At 37.1% G+C, this 15,262-nt stretch carries 14 protein-coding genes; 1 reads left to right on the top strand and 13 read right to left on the bottom strand.

Annotated elements, in window-relative coordinates; translation table 11 throughout:
• Window positions 1-34 precede the first annotated feature (34 nt).
• The 12 genes from J7E63_RS29265 to J7E63_RS29320 all read right to left on the bottom strand — a co-directional run bounded on the left by J7E63_RS29265 (window position 35) and on the right by J7E63_RS29320 (window position 12,493).
• Window positions 35-958: an FTR1 family iron permease gene (locus tag J7E63_RS29265; protein ID WP_215018867.1), complete on the bottom strand. Its 924-nt coding sequence runs from the start codon at window positions 956-958 to the stop codon at window positions 35-37.
• Window positions 959-988: 30 nt separating this feature from the next.
• Entirely contained in the window at window positions 989-1,747 is a 759-nt protein-coding gene (locus J7E63_RS29270; protein ID WP_215018869.1) for a hypothetical protein, read from the bottom strand.
• 93 nt (window positions 1,748-1,840) lie between these two features.
• On the bottom strand, window positions 1,841-2,620 hold the full coding sequence (locus J7E63_RS29275) for a glycosyltransferase family 2 protein (protein ID WP_215018871.1): 780 nt from the start codon (window positions 2,618-2,620) through the stop codon (window positions 1,841-1,843).
• Between the two features lie 3 nt (window positions 2,621-2,623).
• Window positions 2,624-4,072 carry an alkaline phosphatase family protein gene (locus J7E63_RS29280; protein WP_215018873.1) on the bottom strand — a complete coding sequence of 483 codons (1,449 nt, stop codon included), beginning with the start codon at window positions 4,070-4,072 and terminating at the stop codon, window positions 2,624-2,626.
• Complete coding sequence (locus J7E63_RS29285) at window positions 4,069-5,019, bottom strand: lysylphosphatidylglycerol synthase transmembrane domain-containing protein (RefSeq protein WP_215018875.1); 951 nt, start codon at window positions 5,017-5,019, stop codon at window positions 4,069-4,071. Before J7E63_RS29285 ends, J7E63_RS29280 begins: the two co-directional genes overlap by 4 nt.
• A complete protein-coding gene (locus J7E63_RS29290) occupies window positions 5,000-5,956 on the bottom strand; it encodes an NAD-dependent epimerase/dehydratase family protein (RefSeq protein WP_215018877.1) in 957 nt (318 codons plus the stop codon). The genes J7E63_RS29285 and J7E63_RS29290 overlap by 20 nt, the downstream gene beginning before the upstream one ends.
• A 113-nt stretch (window positions 5,957-6,069) precedes the next feature.
• Window positions 6,070-7,251, bottom strand: coding sequence for a hypothetical protein (locus tag J7E63_RS29295; protein WP_215018879.1), 1,182 nt, complete (start codon window positions 7,249-7,251; stop codon window positions 6,070-6,072).
• 196 nt (window positions 7,252-7,447) lie between these two features.
• Window positions 7,448-8,020, bottom strand: coding sequence for a 5' nucleotidase, NT5C type (locus tag J7E63_RS29300; protein ID WP_215018893.1), 573 nt, complete (start codon window positions 8,018-8,020; stop codon window positions 7,448-7,450).
• Entirely contained in the window at window positions 8,020-9,126 is a 1,107-nt protein-coding gene (gene ribD / locus J7E63_RS29305) for a bifunctional diaminohydroxyphosphoribosylaminopyrimidine deaminase/5-amino-6-(5-phosphoribosylamino)uracil reductase RibD (protein ID WP_215018881.1), read from the bottom strand. The genes J7E63_RS29300 and ribD overlap by 1 nt, the downstream gene beginning before the upstream one ends.
• On the bottom strand, window positions 9,119-9,871 hold the full coding sequence (locus J7E63_RS29310) for a GTP cyclohydrolase II (protein WP_168242372.1): 753 nt from the start codon (window positions 9,869-9,871) through the stop codon (window positions 9,119-9,121). Before J7E63_RS29310 ends, ribD begins: the two co-directional genes overlap by 8 nt.
• Window positions 9,872-9,998: 127 nt before the next feature.
• On the bottom strand, window positions 9,999-11,414 hold the full coding sequence (locus J7E63_RS29315; RefSeq protein ID WP_215018883.1) for a SpoVR family protein: 1,416 nt from the start codon (window positions 11,412-11,414) through the stop codon (window positions 9,999-10,001).
• Between the two features lie 92 nt (window positions 11,415-11,506).
• Entirely contained in the window at window positions 11,507-12,493 is a 987-nt protein-coding gene (locus J7E63_RS29320; RefSeq protein WP_215018885.1) for a M14 family zinc carboxypeptidase, read from the bottom strand.
• A 149-nt stretch (window positions 12,494-12,642) separates the two neighbouring features.
• Between J7E63_RS29320 and J7E63_RS29325 the strand changes: the two genes are divergently transcribed.
• Complete coding sequence (locus J7E63_RS29325) at window positions 12,643-12,897, top strand: YhdB family protein (protein WP_088085936.1); 255 nt, start codon at window positions 12,643-12,645, stop codon at window positions 12,895-12,897.
• Window positions 12,898-13,045: 148 nt separating this feature from the next.
• Here J7E63_RS29325 and J7E63_RS29330 read toward each other — a convergent pair whose 3' ends face one another.
• On the bottom strand, window positions 13,046-14,788 hold the full coding sequence (locus J7E63_RS29330; protein WP_215018887.1) for a phospho-sugar mutase: 1,743 nt from the start codon (window positions 14,786-14,788) through the stop codon (window positions 13,046-13,048).
• Between the last annotated feature and the right edge of the window lie 474 nt (window positions 14,789-15,262).

A 15,262-nucleotide genomic window follows, 5' to 3' on the forward strand; every position in this document is an offset into this window, starting at 1 on the left:
AGGCATCGGCCTTGTACTTTAAATGTTCAAAAATTTATTTCACTTGTGTCTCAAGAATTTTAGTTGTCTTTGCATTCGTTTTATTTGTTTGCTTGCTACCTGCAGGTTTGGAAGAGGTAAGCAATAAAATTGCGACAAAGTATCCGTTATAAGCCAATATTTCTTCAATAGAAGGCATGGAAGAATAGCCGAACAGAGCTTTTAGAAATATTCCAATATCCCCGGATAATATCGGAGCCGAACCAGTATCACGAAGGTAATGTGTGTAATCAATCGGATGCTCTGGCAGGAACCATGTAAGATCATACACATGTGGAAGTACACTGCCAATGATATTAAGGTCCTGCATCATGGAAATCGCTTGTACTAGTAGTCCAGCAGATATAAGAATAATAAAAGCACCGGTTAACTTGAAGAAAGTGCTCAAAGGAATCCTCATCGTTCCTTTAAAGAACAAATAAGAAACAAAAATTGCTATCACCACACCAGTAATCGCGCCCCATCCCTGCATGGCTGCGCCGATGTTTCCACCTGTAATTGCAGCAAAAAAGAATACGGTTTCTACTCCTTCACGAAGGACGACTAGAAAAGAATGGATTACCATTCCAACAACGTTACCTGTGGAAATGAATTTATTCATTTTCCCTTCCATATTTCCTTTTAAATCACGGCTGTGGCTTGCCATCCAGAAAACCATTTGGGTTAATAATACGGTCGAAACGAGCATAATTCCTATTTTCAAATACATTTCGCTTCCCATTGCAGCGAATCCTGTAAAAACAATTTGGAATAGGAGGGCAACCCCGACACTTGCTAATATGGCAAGACCTGCTCCTAACCAAACATATTTATTGTACTGCTTATGGTCCACTCTTTTTAGATAGGTAGTTATTATGCCAACAATCAATAACGCCTCTAACACTTCACGGAATGTGATTAATAGAGCTTGAATTTCCACAGCCGAGTCCCTCCCCAATGGTGATGTTTCCTAATTTCTATTTTTTCTCCTGCGGATAACAACTATGATTACCGCTATTATTATACCTGCGATTAATACAAGCGGTACCCAGTTTCGGATATTCGAAATATCCGTCCAGTCTTTTTTTACAGTCCCAGATTCTGTAGCACTTTCAGAAAAATGCCCGACTTCAAGACTTTTTATGTTGAATTCAGTTTTTAATGAGTCTAAAATCTCGTCTTTATTTTCCTTAAATGCGTCTAAATTCGCTTCTTTTTTCCCGACACCAAACAATCCGGGATTCCCCAATGCTCCAAGGGCCTGATCAAAATCCGTTCTGATTTTCTTATCATTCTCAGGTTTTTCAACTTCCACTTTAGGAGACAACGCTTCGTATGTAGCAAAGGCTTTAGCTAGGAGTCTTTTCGTTGTGTCATATTCAGCAAAGTCCTTTTCAATACTCTCTAAACGCCTCGCAATATTTAAAACCAGTAGTTTTTCCATATTGTTAATGGTGGCTTCCTTGTCCTTATCTTTAAGGTTACTCAGAATTAGCTTAGCAGGCTCTTGGCCCATATGCATATCGATCTCTTCTTTAACAGTTTCAAAGTTTTTTTTGGCGGAATTGTAATTGGGAGGATTCTCATCAAGCTTCACTACCATTTCTTTGTACACCTCAGCTACCTTCTCCTCATTCGGATCACCATAGGAATAGGCAAAAGCACTACTTAAAGGAATGCTGTAAAAAATTAATGCGAAAGTAAAAAATAATCCAAAAAATTTCTTCATTAAGAATTTCCCTCCTACATGAATAATGATAATGATTATCATCCTCGCTGTCAATGCAAGGATTTAGAATGTCACATATTTATCATATTTATCTTACTTATTAATCTCCCTTGCTTTCAAAAGGTGTAATTCCCTGTCTCTTGCACCAGATGTTGTCCTATTATGGATCACCTTTTTCACTGGCCTTCTCATTTCTTTTAAAATGGCGGGTAAGACCGATGTCATATAACTACGAAACTTGATAAATGATTCCCCTGCTTTACGGACCTGATATCGAATGGGGACTTCTTTCATCCGAAAGCCTTTTCTAATGAGATTCAGCGTGACAACTTGTGCATAATTGTAATCATGAACAATTTCAGCTTCTTCCATAGCTTGTCTAGAAAAAGCTCTCATTCCAGACTGTCCATCATAAATCCATTTTCTTAGTAAAAGTGCTTGTAGAAACGTAAAACAATAATTCCCGATTCTCCTGTTCCACTGCATTCCTTCAATAGTTCCAAGGAAACGGGAACCCATTACATAATCAGCTGTTCCCATTAAGATGGGTTTGACAATATCAGGAATCTGATCAGCAGGGTATTCATTATCAGCATCAATCATGACACCAATATCTGCTCCATTTAAAACACAAAGCTCCAGCCCTTTACGAACAGCAGCACCTAATCCAAGGTTTTTAGAAAAGGTATGGACATAATCTGCTCCTGCTTTCCAGGACTGCTCGACCGTTCGATCATTAGAGCCATCATTTATCACTAAAACCTCTACCTTCACCTTTGGATCGAAATCTCTTGGTATTTTTTGAATGACTTGGGCAATCGACTCTTCCTCATTGAAAGCTGGAAGAAAGACAATTACTTTTTGCTGCTCCATTGATTAATCATCCTTCCTTACTGCCTCTATTAATACTGGTCCACGGCTGTGACTAGGATATGGTGCCCCCAACAAATAGGAAATCGTTGAGGCGAGGGAAACCAAACTATGCTTTTCCTCCACACTTTTTCCTGTTTCAATAGACGGACCATACATAAAGAACGGTACGAATCTTTCACCTTCATCTAGGTGGCCATGTCCACCAATCCCATCAGCCTGACCATGGTCAGCACAAACAATAAACGTGTAATTTTCAAGCTTACCTTTCTCTTTTAACCACTCAAAATATTCTTTAACCAAGGCGTCAGCCTCTTCGATTTTTTGAATATATTCGTTATATAATACTCCTCGGCTATGTCCAGTTTGGTCTGTACTTATTAATTGCACAATTTGCAAATCAGGATTCTGTTCTTCCATGATATTTTTCGCTCGATCAATAATTTTACGATCGACAACATTATTGTGCATTACGGCTGTGAATGTCTCTACATCCTTTCCAAAGGAATCAACGAGATGGGCTACCGCTAATAATGAACCCTTTTTCCCTACTTTTCTTAATGTGTCAAATACGCTCTCTACTTTAATACCCTGCTTCCAAACCATATTCGACTTGATTCCATGTTCAAATGGGTAAGTCCCTGAAAACATCGATGAAAAACAAACGACAGTTCTTGCTGGATATACGGTTTCCATTCTAGTATAGTCTGTTCCATTTTTTCTCAAATAGTCGAGAAAGGGAGTATTCGCTTCTTCAAAACGCTCTTTCCTCATTCCGTCAATGACAATAACAATAACTTTCTTATTAATGGCATCTGTCCGCTCATCAACATTAGAAGTAAAGGTAGGGATAATCTTCGGCTTCCAATCGAACAGATTTTTATGAAGAATCCAAGAAAACAATAGAATTCCTAAATAGAAGAATACGATGACTCCAATTTCACTTCCCGACCAGGTTTGCTTCTCAATAGTCAAATTCCAAAGTGATAATAACAAAAGAAACTTTGGCAGTTGTTCTTGGGCATTCCCACTTGTTGAATCACTATTTTTTAAAACGAGCTTCCAGAACCGGGTAAAATTCAGCCATGAGGTACCGATGCGCAAATGATAATAAAATGTGCCCCAAAAAAAGACTGTAAAGAAGAAATATAAACCAATGCCAGTAAAAAGCAAACTAAGATTCACATGATCCCAAATGATAAGAAAGGCTGTAAATGGGATCCATAAATAGTTTCTAAGAAATAATGGATAATCGTAAAGGTAGTAAATAATTAATAGAGGTAAGATGGCTAATAACCCTAAGAATAGATCTAAACTGTAAGAAGGGGATCCCAACTTAGATAGGGAATAAATCAACATGGTACCGATTGTAAATATTGGAGTAAACGGCTTCCCTTCATTCAGAAGGTTCCAACACCTTGCCGCCACTTTTTCAAAAGAAGATGCTTTTTTCATTTTTGTCTTCCTCTCATTCTTAGAAACACTTTTATTTGTTTAAAATTTGATGCAGGTGAATGAATCAATAGCAGGAAACCAACGAAATAGGAAAAAATAAACTTATAACTATGGCTAATAAGAGCAACCATATATCCATCCTTTGTCGGAAACCCAAAACTTGTTAAAGCCGCGGTCATGACTGATTCGTATGTAGATATTCCCCCAGGTGTAATTTGAAATACCTGCCCACCGACAGTAATAGAATTGACCCAAATTGACTTATAAATAGAAAGACCATCACCTAACGAAGCTGTTACTCCCCACAAAACAGCGCCTTCCATAGCCCAGCTTAATCCAATCAAGAAAAAAATATAAACAAAATTCCAGCCCTTAAAGCTTGTTCTTAATAATAAGATATGCTTTTCCACAAAGAGTGGACGGTATTTAAAGACTATAAATCCTCCTATTAGAAAGCTTAAACCTAAAATAAGCAATACTCCTAATGACAAGTGGAAGATAAACGCTTTGGAAAAAGCAACAAGTCCTATTATGGAAAATAACATTAGGAACAACATATCAAGCAATCTGAGCACAACTACAGAATGTGCAGAAACATCAGGACTTATGTTTTTTTCCTTCCAGGACAACACCCCGACCCTTACCGCATCCCCAACCTTTATTGGAGTGATATGATTTACGAAAAGACTTAAGAGAATGCCTTGTAAACAGCTTATAAACTTGGCTTTCTTTCCTAGATATAATCTCCACGCCTCTGCTCTGAGGATAAATGAGGATAGGTAACCCACGGTAACAACTATGATAATCAAAGGATTACCCAAGAAAAATTTTTTGGACCCATTTAAAAAGTTTTCAGCATGAAAATATCGCCATGACAACAGGATAAAAATTCCTGCCAAAATGAATCCCATCACTTTAACCAAACGTTTAACTGATTTCCGAAACATGCTTTTTGGCCCATTCTATCGTTTTAGCAAGTCCCTCTGAAAAAGATATTGATGGGGAAAATCCAAGCTGTTGATGTGCCTTCGAAATATCCGCCCATGTGGAATTGACATCCCCTTGGCGAAAACCACTTTGTTTTACAGATATATCAGGAAAATGCTGCTTTAAATACTCAACTAATTCCTCAATAAAAATCGGTTTACCAGACCCTATATTATAGGTACCGACCCTTTCAGTTTGGTTAAAAGCACTAATGATCCCTGTTATACAATCATCTATATATGTATAGTCCCTAGCCGTTCTATTTCCAAACAATGTAATTTCCTGTTTATTCAGCAAATTTTTAATAAACCCTGTAATGGCCATATCTGGCCTACCCCAGGGTCCATAAACGGTAAAAAAGCGAAGGATAGAAATTTTATAGTCAAATAATGAAGAATAGGCATGGCAAAAGGATTCAGCCCCAAATTTAGCTGCTGCATAAGGAGATACCACCTTTCCAATCGCCATCTCTTCTTGAAGCGGAACGTTCTTTTGTTCTCCGTAAACCGATGAGGAAGAAGCAAAAATAAAATGTTTTACGTTTGATTGACCCGCAAATCGCAGTGCATTAATGGTGGCTTTAATATCGTAGTCAACATACTCATTCGGGGCCGCTATTGAATGTGATACTCCAGGAATGGCCGCTAGGTGTATTACCATTTCTGGCTTGTAGGAAAGAAAGATTTCCTTTACTTCCGCTTCGTCATTTAGAAGACTTTTTTGAATGAAAGCGAACTCTCCTGCTCCACGTGCAAATTCTAGCTGTCGTTTTTTCCTAGCAACAGAATAGTAAGGATGCAGTTCATCGATGATTAAAACCTCATGGCCTTCCGTTAACAATTTCCTTGTAAGATGGGAGCCAATAAACCCTGCTCCGCCAGTAACAATTACTTTCAATGTATAACACCTCTATACCTAGTTGGTCATCACGACTTATTATGTACATTATTCTCTCATATCAGAGAAAAAAGGAAAAACCTTGCGTAAGTTAACAAGGTTTTTCCTCTGCATTATTTCGCTTTTTCTACGATTGTATTCAGAGTGGAAATTAACTCGTTCAATTGTGCTTCACCAGCAGCTTTATCTTTGGCTTTTGCTGTTTCAACATATTTCTGTGCTTTTTCAGTTAATGTCTTATAACCATCTTCTCCAAGAAGGGGCTTGATATCTTCGCCGATGATATCGATGAATAACGCACCCTCTAAACCAGTGATAACAGCTTTATCTTCACCTAATAATTCTTTACTCTCACCATACTCAGAAATGGCAATTTTTGCAAAACCACGAACAAAAGCTTTATTAACAGCAGCTGGATCAACTGCTTTTACATCAGATTCAAGATTGAATTGTTTTTCAATTAATGCAGTTTCATCAGCTGCATGTTTGTTCAAATAGCTATATAAAGATTGGAAGAATGCCCAGCCTTCTGCCTGTTCTACTTTGGCTAAAGCAGCATCTTTCCCCGCTTCAGCTGCAGCCTTTGTTGCATATCCATTGGGAAGTGCACCCGTTGCTAGATAGAAGGTCTTCATTAACGTTTTGTCAACCACTTGCTTACCTAAGTTAAAGCTTAGTTGATCATTGTTTTTAATTGCTGTTTCTATTTCGCTAAATCCACCATCAATTACACTGACAAGGTTTGTTCCATAGGCAGCATCACGCTTTTCTACAGTTGATTTTAGAATGGCATAATATCCTTTTGCTTCTTCTAATTCTGCATTGACTTCTTCAGTTTTACCCCATTTTTCAGTTACTTCTGTAAAATCGTGTTTAATAGATGTATAAAATACCTTTTGCATTAATTTATCAAAGATTTGTTTTACGATTACTTTATCCATTGAACCGTCTTTACCTGCCGTTAGGGCTGTAGTGATTTTTTCATCGATAGTGTCTTCAAATTCTGCGTCTCGCTGTTGAACCAACTCTTTTAAATTTGTATTATATAATTCTGTCACTTTATCAAAATCAACTTCTTTTCCTTCTTTTGCTTTTTCTAGTTCCGTAATAGCTTCTTTAAATACATCAGCATACTCTACTTTTTCTTTTTCTTCTGCTTCTGCTTCTTTCTTCTCTGATACTTTTTCCTTGTTCTCTACCTTTGGTTTACTAGCGGTTTCTTCCGCTTTCCCACAAGCTCCAAGAACTAATGAAAGGGCTGCCATTGCTGCTAGAAGTTTAAATTTGATTGACATTGTGATTTTCCCCCGGTTTGTATAATTTTTATATTTGATAATGATTATCATTCACAATTCTGATTATAAAGAGAATGATTATCAGTGTCAACTTGTTTTATTATATTTAACTAAATAGTCACATTTTTAACCTATATATATTAAAAAGCCATCTTGTCTTTACAAGATAGCTTTAACACACAATAAAACTCGACTTTTATTTCACTTTATCTTTAATTGTTTCCTCAAGGTCACTCCAATTTATAATTCTCGGTACATTTAAATGCCGATTATAGGATTGATCCCTGAGAAATATTTTAATTGATTCGTTTAATAATGTATTTAAAACCTCTGGTTTATCATCAAAATAATAATCGAGTTTTAATTTTTTAATGATTTCTACCTTTTCATGATCCTGCATTCCATAAAAAAACCTCTCCTCATGAACAGGAAAACCGTTTTCTTTTAACCATTCTTTCGTTCTTTCCCCATGTTCTTTGGGTCTAGCCGTAATATAATAGATTTCATGCCCCTTCTTCTCTAGTTCTTGTAAAGTTTCGACAGCATCTGGAAAAGCAGGACATGATGTATAATAAATTTCTTCTAAAGAATTACGCCACATTTCTTGCCCTTGTTCACCTGTTAATCCAAAGGGTTCATGTATCTCTACTCGTTTTAAGTTATGAAAAACTTCGATCGGAACATTCTGATTCAACCTTTGATTGTATATGTTAAAGGCATGCTCGCGTAAATTTATTAATGTATCATCGATATCAAAACCAAATCTCATCACATAATTCCCTCTTTTGAATAAATCGGATAGCCAATAAATTTAAAGTCTTTTCCAATTTTAATGATCGATGTATCCACTAAATCCACTGCATCAGACATTTTCTCTATTCCTGCCCCCTCTAAGAAAGTAGGTGCATCCTTTCCACCAATTAATTTGGGTGCAAAATAAAGAATTACTTTATCAATACATTTATTTTCAAGAAAAGAAGCATTTATGGTGCCCCCTCCTTCAATTAATACGGATGAGATAAGGTGCTCACCTAATATTTCCATGACATCTTTAGGATCTACTTTTTCCACCCCATTGGTAGGAAAGACTTTCATCCCTAAGGACTTTAATGTTTTTTCCTTATCCTGATCATATTTCTGACACGTAAATATCCAAGTTTCAGCAAGTTTATCTGTTACAACTTTTGAATCTAAAGGGATCTTTAAAGTAGAATCCAAAATAACACGAATTGGATTTCTTCCATTCGGAATTCGCGCTGTCAATTCTGGGTTATCTTTTATTACTGTATTAACCCCTACAAGAATAGCCATATTTTCATTTCTCAGAAGATGGACATCATGTCTGGATTGTTCCGAAGTAATCCATTTACTGTTTGATGCATAAGTGGCTATTTTCCCATCTAAAGTAATCCCTGATTTTAAGGTGACAAATGGTTTTTTCTCCACAATGAATTTATTGAATACTTCATTCATCTTTTGGGATTCCTCTTGATGAACCCCGATTATTACTTCAATTCCTGCGTCTTTTAGAATTTTTACTCCATTCCCTGACACAACAGGATTTGGATCAAGTGTGGCAATTACGACTCTTTTAATACCGGCTTCTACTATTGCAACAGCACATGGGCCTGTCCTGCCATAGTGGGAACATGGTTCTAATGTAACATAGATGGTTCCGCCTTTTGCTGCTTCGCCAGCCATACGGAGAGCGTGAATCTCAGCATGAGGCTCGCCAGCTTTTAAATGGGCTCCGATTCCCACTACTCGGTTATCATTCACAATCACAGCCCCTACTAGTGGATTTGGGTCTGTTTGGCCTTTCATTGCACTAGCATTTTTAAGAGCTAACTCCATATAGAATTCATGGTTAGTCATTTGGACAAGTCCCCTTATCTCCTATATGACCTGACTTATTTACTTTTGTCTGCAGATATTTTTCGTTATACTCTGATACATCTCCCCACAAAGGCTTTCTGCCTGCTACCACTAAACCAGCACTTTTTAATGCTTCCAATTTTTTTGGATTGTTAGTCATAAGTGTGACTGGTTTAGAGCGTAATGCTTTAAGGACTTGAATAGCATCCCCATAATTTCTAGAATCATCGACAAAACCAAGGCCTTCATTTGCTTCAACCGTGTCATAGCCGTTTTCTTGAAGAACATATGCCATTGCCTTACTGAATAAGCCAATTCCTCTTCCTTCGTGGTTAGCTAGATAAAATAATGCCCCTGTTCCATGTTCGGAGATCATTTTCATTGATTGTTTTAATTGGAATCCACAATCACATCGCTTGCTTCCAAATATATCTCCCGTATGGCAGATGGAATGCATTCTAATAATGACATCATCTTCATATTCAAAGTCACCATATACTAAAACGCTTGATTGTTGAAACTCTGCTAAATTTGCAGAAGATAACTTATCAATAATTCTTTCAAAATCCTCTGTTACCTCATCACAATTTAGCCAACAATACCATTTGAAGACAACTGTTTCTCCGTATAAATTAACGGGAAGCCGGATCGGTCCCACTAAATATATCGCACCTTTTTCTGTTTTTATTAATTGAATCTTGTCTTCTAAAACTGAAAGAACTTTAGAGTTAAGAGCTTGTTTCATTTATTTATCCCCTTTTTAAGAATAGTTTTAACAACATTAACAAATACATTCATGAAATGATTTCCTCTCTCCTATTACGCATAAATAAAAATAGGCTATCTTGATAGTACAAGATAGCCTCAAGAAATTACAAATATTTACGATGGACTCCTTTACCATCATAAGAAAATAACATTTTTCTATCTTCAATCATCGATTCGATATGAACAGGTCTGCCCCAAAGCTGTTGGATATATGGAAGAACTTTTTCTAGATATTTAACGTCGAGTTCCACCCCTTCATACCAGTGTTTTAGATATAGTTCCCCATTTTTTAAATAATCGCCATCATTGACAGTGATGTAAGGGAAACCTCCATTTACGCGCATATTTACAAGTTGATCACGAATCTGTTCCCATTGTTTATCAACAATTTTGTAGTCTCTTCCTTGTTTTTGGAAAAGATACATATCTTCTCGCATGACAAGGTCCTTATTTAAGTAATTGCGAAGAAAAGATATATCGGATTCTACTTCACGGACCTCAAACATTTTTTCCCGCCCTGATCCTGGAACCACGCCTCTTCGCTTCATCTCATCCGTTGGGTTGTTATAGCGTTCTTCAATATCCTCAAAAATCTTTATTCCAAGGTAATAAGGATTAATGCCCGTTTTTGATGGCTGTACAACTCCCGCATTCAATTTAGCAAACTCGATTGCCTCACCGCTCGTTAAATCCATTTCCCGTAAAATTCGTTGATGCCAATAGGAAGCCCAGCCTTCGTTCATTATTTTCGTTTCAAGCTGCGGCCAGAAGTAGAGCATTTCCTCCCGCATCATTGTTAAGATATCCCGCTGCCAATCCTCTAACTCTCTGCTATATGTTTCAATAAATAGCAACAGATCCTTTTCTGGCCTTGGAGGAAATTTCTTTTTCCGCGGTTGATTGGTCTCCTTTTTATCTTTTTCATCCAATCTCCACAGATCATCGTATGGCGTTGCTACTTGAAGCTCTAGGTCATCATCTTCCTCATCGTCTCCAATGGACCAAGATAACTTTGGCCTCATAAGTGACGGGTCTATATGTTCATCAATAGCCAATACCGCATCTAAAAAGGTTTCCACCTCTTTTTTTCCATATTGAACTTCATATTGATGAATTCTTTCTGCTGTGGCAGCCATACTTTCGACCATATCACGTTTTGTATTTTGAAAACGAACATTATTTTTAAAGAAGTCACAGTGTGCTAAAACATGGGCAACAATTAGTTTATTTTGAATAAGTGTATTGGAATCAAGCAAAAAAGCATAGCATGGGTTTGAATTGATAACTAATTCATAAATTTTACTCAGCCCTAAATCATAATGAAGTTTCATTTTGTGGAATTGCTTGCCGAAGCTCCAATGTGAAAATCGAGTTGGCATTCCATAAGCCCCAAATGTATAAATAATTTCGGCAGGACAGATTTCATAACGCATTGGATAAAAATCTAAACCAAACCCGGTTGCTATTTCAGTGATTTCACTGATCGCATATTCGAGTGAATTACGTCCTTCCACATCCATTTGGCCATTCCCCCTTTTCCTCTTACCACAATGTATGAAGTAAAAAGGGGAATGATGAAACAAGATAGAAAAAACAATAGGCAAGTATTGCTTTAATCAGGGATTTTTTTGGCTTCCTCAGCAAGTTTCAGGCCAACATGTCGATTCCGTTTCCATTCCTGTTTAAAAATTGAGATGGGGGGATTTGTTTCGCCAACTAAATAACTAATTTCAATTGTCATGGCCGGTCTGTGATAAGTAGTGATAAACCAATCCGTGAAACCGCCACCTACTGCGTCTTTTTCTGGCTTCGTTAATTTATAGCCAGTTATTTTCGATATCTGTTTAGCAACCAGTTTATCTCGTTTAAGATACTTGCCATTTTTATAATTCCAAAAAATTTCTCTTCCCGCTGTATGATACGCGACTGCAATCGAAGGGTTAATTTCTTTTATAAATTTCGTTAAGGAGAGTACTTCTTTCGATTCTAACGGTTTTTCTCCTTTATAAAATTTATAGGAGGGTGATTCAGGATCAGGATTAAGTCTTTCCCACCCAGCTGGATATTGCCTATTTAAATCAATGCCCATGCCGTTTGCCTTCCAACGTTTAAAGTTATCTGATCCTTCATTCATTTTTACCAAAAGTTCTAGATGTTTAGATGGAAAACTTTTAAGATCATTCTGTTGAATGGCCACACCATCTGGATTTAACATTGGCACAAACCATAATGATACTTCATTAAGAATATGATTGGATTTAAATCCGAAAAGACCCTTCTCCTCATAGGAAGCTGCATAAGACTCAAGCATTTTCATTAACATTAAGCTTGTCAGCCACTCTCGCCCATGATGCGAGCCTATCAGAACCACATTTTTCTTACCCTTTCCGAGCCTAATTGCCCAAATATCCCGACCAAAGTGAGACGTTCCGATCGATTTGATTTTTATTTTCTCTTGATACTTTTCGTTAATTATTGAAAGGTCATTTTCTAACATTTCATAAGTATACGTTTTATTAGCTTTGACAATTTTAGCGCTTGCGACATTTTCCAGTTGCAGGGATAAAAAGAGCATGACACAAATTATAATTTTAACCATAGCGCCTCCGCCTTGTTCATAATGACAAGAATATATACAGGTAAATGTTGAAAACCGCGTAAACAATGGGTGTCCAACATTTGCTGTGAAAGTTATTGTCAAAATATCATACAATAATCTCAACTCCTAATAAGGAGGAGATAAAACAAATGAATAAAATGGATTATGATCGAGCGTTATATTATACACATCGATCTGAGTGGGATAATTTGCTGATTTTAATGGTACGAACAAAAGACCAATTTTTATCGAAAAGAATTGAACAATTCCTGCATGCCTACAATTTCGAACGTGATTACAGTGTAATTGAAACCAAACTATATAACCTTCTTCGCTACATTGACCATGCGAATGAAACCGTAGAGCCTGACCCTAATGAGATACCGATGTATAGTCTTTCCTAAAATGATAAGTGAATACAATTTCTGCCTGAGAAACTTTTTACAACCGGACCAAAGAATTCCACCAAAAAAACCACGGCTTCCAGAAATGGAAGCCGTGGTTTAATTTTTTCTTTTCATGATGATGTTCTTAGATCGTATTAAAATTGGATTAAATTTCTTGAACCATTTTCATTTTATCGTCAACTAAAGCCATAAAATCAGTTTCAATCGATTTTAGTTTTATCTTGCTTTCTTCTAAACTTTTACTATTGACTCCAAAATAGAATTTCACCTTCGGCTCCGTTCCTGATGGTCTTAAACAAACCCATGAACCATCCTCGAAAGTATATTTTAAAACATTCGATTTTGGTAAATCAATTTCTTCTTCTCCATTATTCTTTACACGGATGCTTGTTAAGTAATCCTCCGTCGTGAAGGTAGTCAAGTTTCCAAGTCTCGTAATTGGCTCTGATCGGAAAGAAGCCAATAATTGTTGGATTGTCTCCGCCCCTTCCTTTCCTTTTAAGGTTAAGGAACGTAGGCCTTCTTGGTAATAACCATACTTTTCAAATACTTCCATCATTCCTTGATAGAGGGTTTTTCCTTGTTTCTTATAAAAAGCACACACTTCGGTTGCTAGTAGAGCCGCTTGGACTGCATCCTTATCCCTAGCAAAGTCACCAATTAAATAGCCATAGGATTCTTCATATCCAAATAGGAATTTCCGATCACCTGATGCCTCATATTCATTGATCTTTTCAGCGATAAATTTAAATCCGGTTAAGACATCAACTGTTTCTAAATCAAAAGCTGCAGCAATTTTCCTGCCAATTTCTGATGTAACAATAGTTTTTAAAACAACTCCATTTTCCGGGAGTGTTCCTTTTTCCTTTTTCTGTGTGATAATGTAATCAAGTAACAAAGCACCTGTTTGGTTTCCTGTAAGAACAACATATTCTCCTTCAGTATTGCGCACAGCAATACCTAATCGATCGGCATCGGGATCTGTAGCAATGAGAAGATCCGCTCCTACTTCTTTTCCATCACGAATGGCCAATTCAAAGGCTGCATGTTCTTCAGGGTTAGGACTTTTTACAGTTGAGAATTCCGGATCTGGAAGTTCTTGTTCTTTAACGATTGTTACATTTTTATAGCCCAATGCAGATAAAGCCGCACGGACAGGCTTATTAGCAGTTCCATGTAAAGGGGTAAAGACGATTTTAATATCAGTTTCTTCAGCAAGGTTTGGATTCTCTGAAATAGTTCTTAATTTCTCAATATAAGCATTATCAATTTCAGCACCGATCGTTTTAATTAATCCGGCAGCTCTTAAGTTTTCTTCACTATCAACCTCAATTAGTAATTCATTCTCGATCTCATTTACCTTGGTAATAACCTTGTCTGCTCCATCTGGCGGAAGTTGGCCGCCATCTGAACCATATACCTTAAATCCGTTATATTCAGGCGGATTATGGCTTGCAGTGATGACAATTCCTGAAAAGGCATTTAAATATCTTAGCGCAAATGATAATTCAGGGGTAGGCCTTAATTCTTCAAATACATATGTTTGGATTCCTTTTGAGGCTAACGTTTTAGCGGCCTCCATTGCAAATTCTGGTGACTTATGACGGGAATCAAAAGCAATCACAACACCGCGTTGTTTCGCTTCTATACCTTGGTTTTCTATGTATCCCGCTAAACCAGCTGAGGCTTTGCGTACAGTATAAAGGTTCATTCGATTCGTACCAACACCGATTTCGCCTCTCATACCCCCAGTTCCAAATTCTAAGTTCTTATAAAAAACCTCTTCTAGCTGCCCTTCATTCTTCACTATTTCTGTTAATTGATTTCTTAATTCAGCATCTAATCCTTCAAATTCTATCCAACTTTTTGCTTTCTTCTTCCAATCCATAGGTGTCCCCTCCAGTTTCTGTCTACTCTATATTGTTTCTAATTTCAGGTTTGTTACTCCTTTAAAAATCTACTGAAATTAACCGACAAATTTTGCAGTAATATAAAATTGTTATTTTCTTTCCTTTTATTATATTACATTAAAATTACTGATTACTAATAGAAAAAAATAAAAGCCTGCAATTTTGCAGACTCAGATTGTCGAGAAAGAGTATTTTTCTCGGCAATTTTTTATTCTCAGCATTTAATTATTCATTGTACCTGCTAATGGGCCTGTTGATTTCCGCTCTAGGCACTTCGCTTTCCGCGGGCGTGCCGGGGAGCCTCCTCGTCGCTATGCTCCTGCGGGGTCTCCCCTGCCCCGTACTCCCGCAGGAGTCTGCCTGCCTTCCGCGGAAATCAACAGAGCTATAAAATCAATGATGCACTGCTCTTAACACAACCAAACAATAAAAAATTAAGTGGTGAAATCTAT

It is taken from the genome of Bacillus sp. ISL-75 (assembly GCF_018613095.1).

What these genes read in the sequence shown, in the direction of transcription:
- J7E63_RS29325 (WP_088085936.1), top strand. Translation starts at nt 12,643, where the DNA reads ATGAATAAAATGGATTATGATCGAGCGTTATATTATACACATCGATCT.
- J7E63_RS29300 (WP_215018893.1), bottom strand. Translation starts at nt 8,020, where the DNA reads ATGAGATTTGGTTTTGATATCGATGATACATTAATAAATTTACGCGAG.
- ribD (WP_215018881.1), bottom strand. Translation starts at nt 9,126, where the DNA reads ATGACTAACCATGAATTCTATATGGAGTTAGCTCTTAAAAATGCTAGT.
- J7E63_RS29280 (WP_215018873.1), bottom strand. Translation starts at nt 4,072, where the DNA reads ATGAAAAAAGCATCTTCTTTTGAAAAAGTGGCGGCAAGGTGTTGGAAC.
- J7E63_RS29315 (WP_215018883.1), bottom strand. Translation starts at nt 11,414, where the DNA reads ATGGATGTGGAAGGACGTAATTCACTCGAATATGCGATCAGTGAAATC.
- J7E63_RS29270 (WP_215018869.1), bottom strand. Translation starts at nt 1,747, where the DNA reads ATGAAGAAATTTTTTGGATTATTTTTTACTTTCGCATTAATTTTTTAC.
- J7E63_RS29285 (WP_215018875.1), bottom strand. Translation starts at nt 5,019, where the DNA reads ATGTTTCGGAAATCAGTTAAACGTTTGGTTAAAGTGATGGGATTCATT.
- J7E63_RS29295 (WP_215018879.1), bottom strand. Translation starts at nt 7,251, where the DNA reads ATGTCAATCAAATTTAAACTTCTAGCAGCAATGGCAGCCCTTTCATTA.
- J7E63_RS29320 (WP_215018885.1), bottom strand. Translation starts at nt 12,493, where the DNA reads ATGGTTAAAATTATAATTTGTGTCATGCTCTTTTTATCCCTGCAACTG.
- J7E63_RS29275 (WP_215018871.1), bottom strand. Translation starts at nt 2,620, where the DNA reads ATGGAGCAGCAAAAAGTAATTGTCTTTCTTCCAGCTTTCAATGAGGAA.
- J7E63_RS29310 (WP_168242372.1), bottom strand. Translation starts at nt 9,871, where the DNA reads ATGAAACAAGCTCTTAACTCTAAAGTTCTTTCAGTTTTAGAAGACAAG.
- J7E63_RS29330 (WP_215018887.1), bottom strand. Translation starts at nt 14,788, where the DNA reads ATGGATTGGAAGAAGAAAGCAAAAAGTTGGATAGAATTTGAAGGATTA.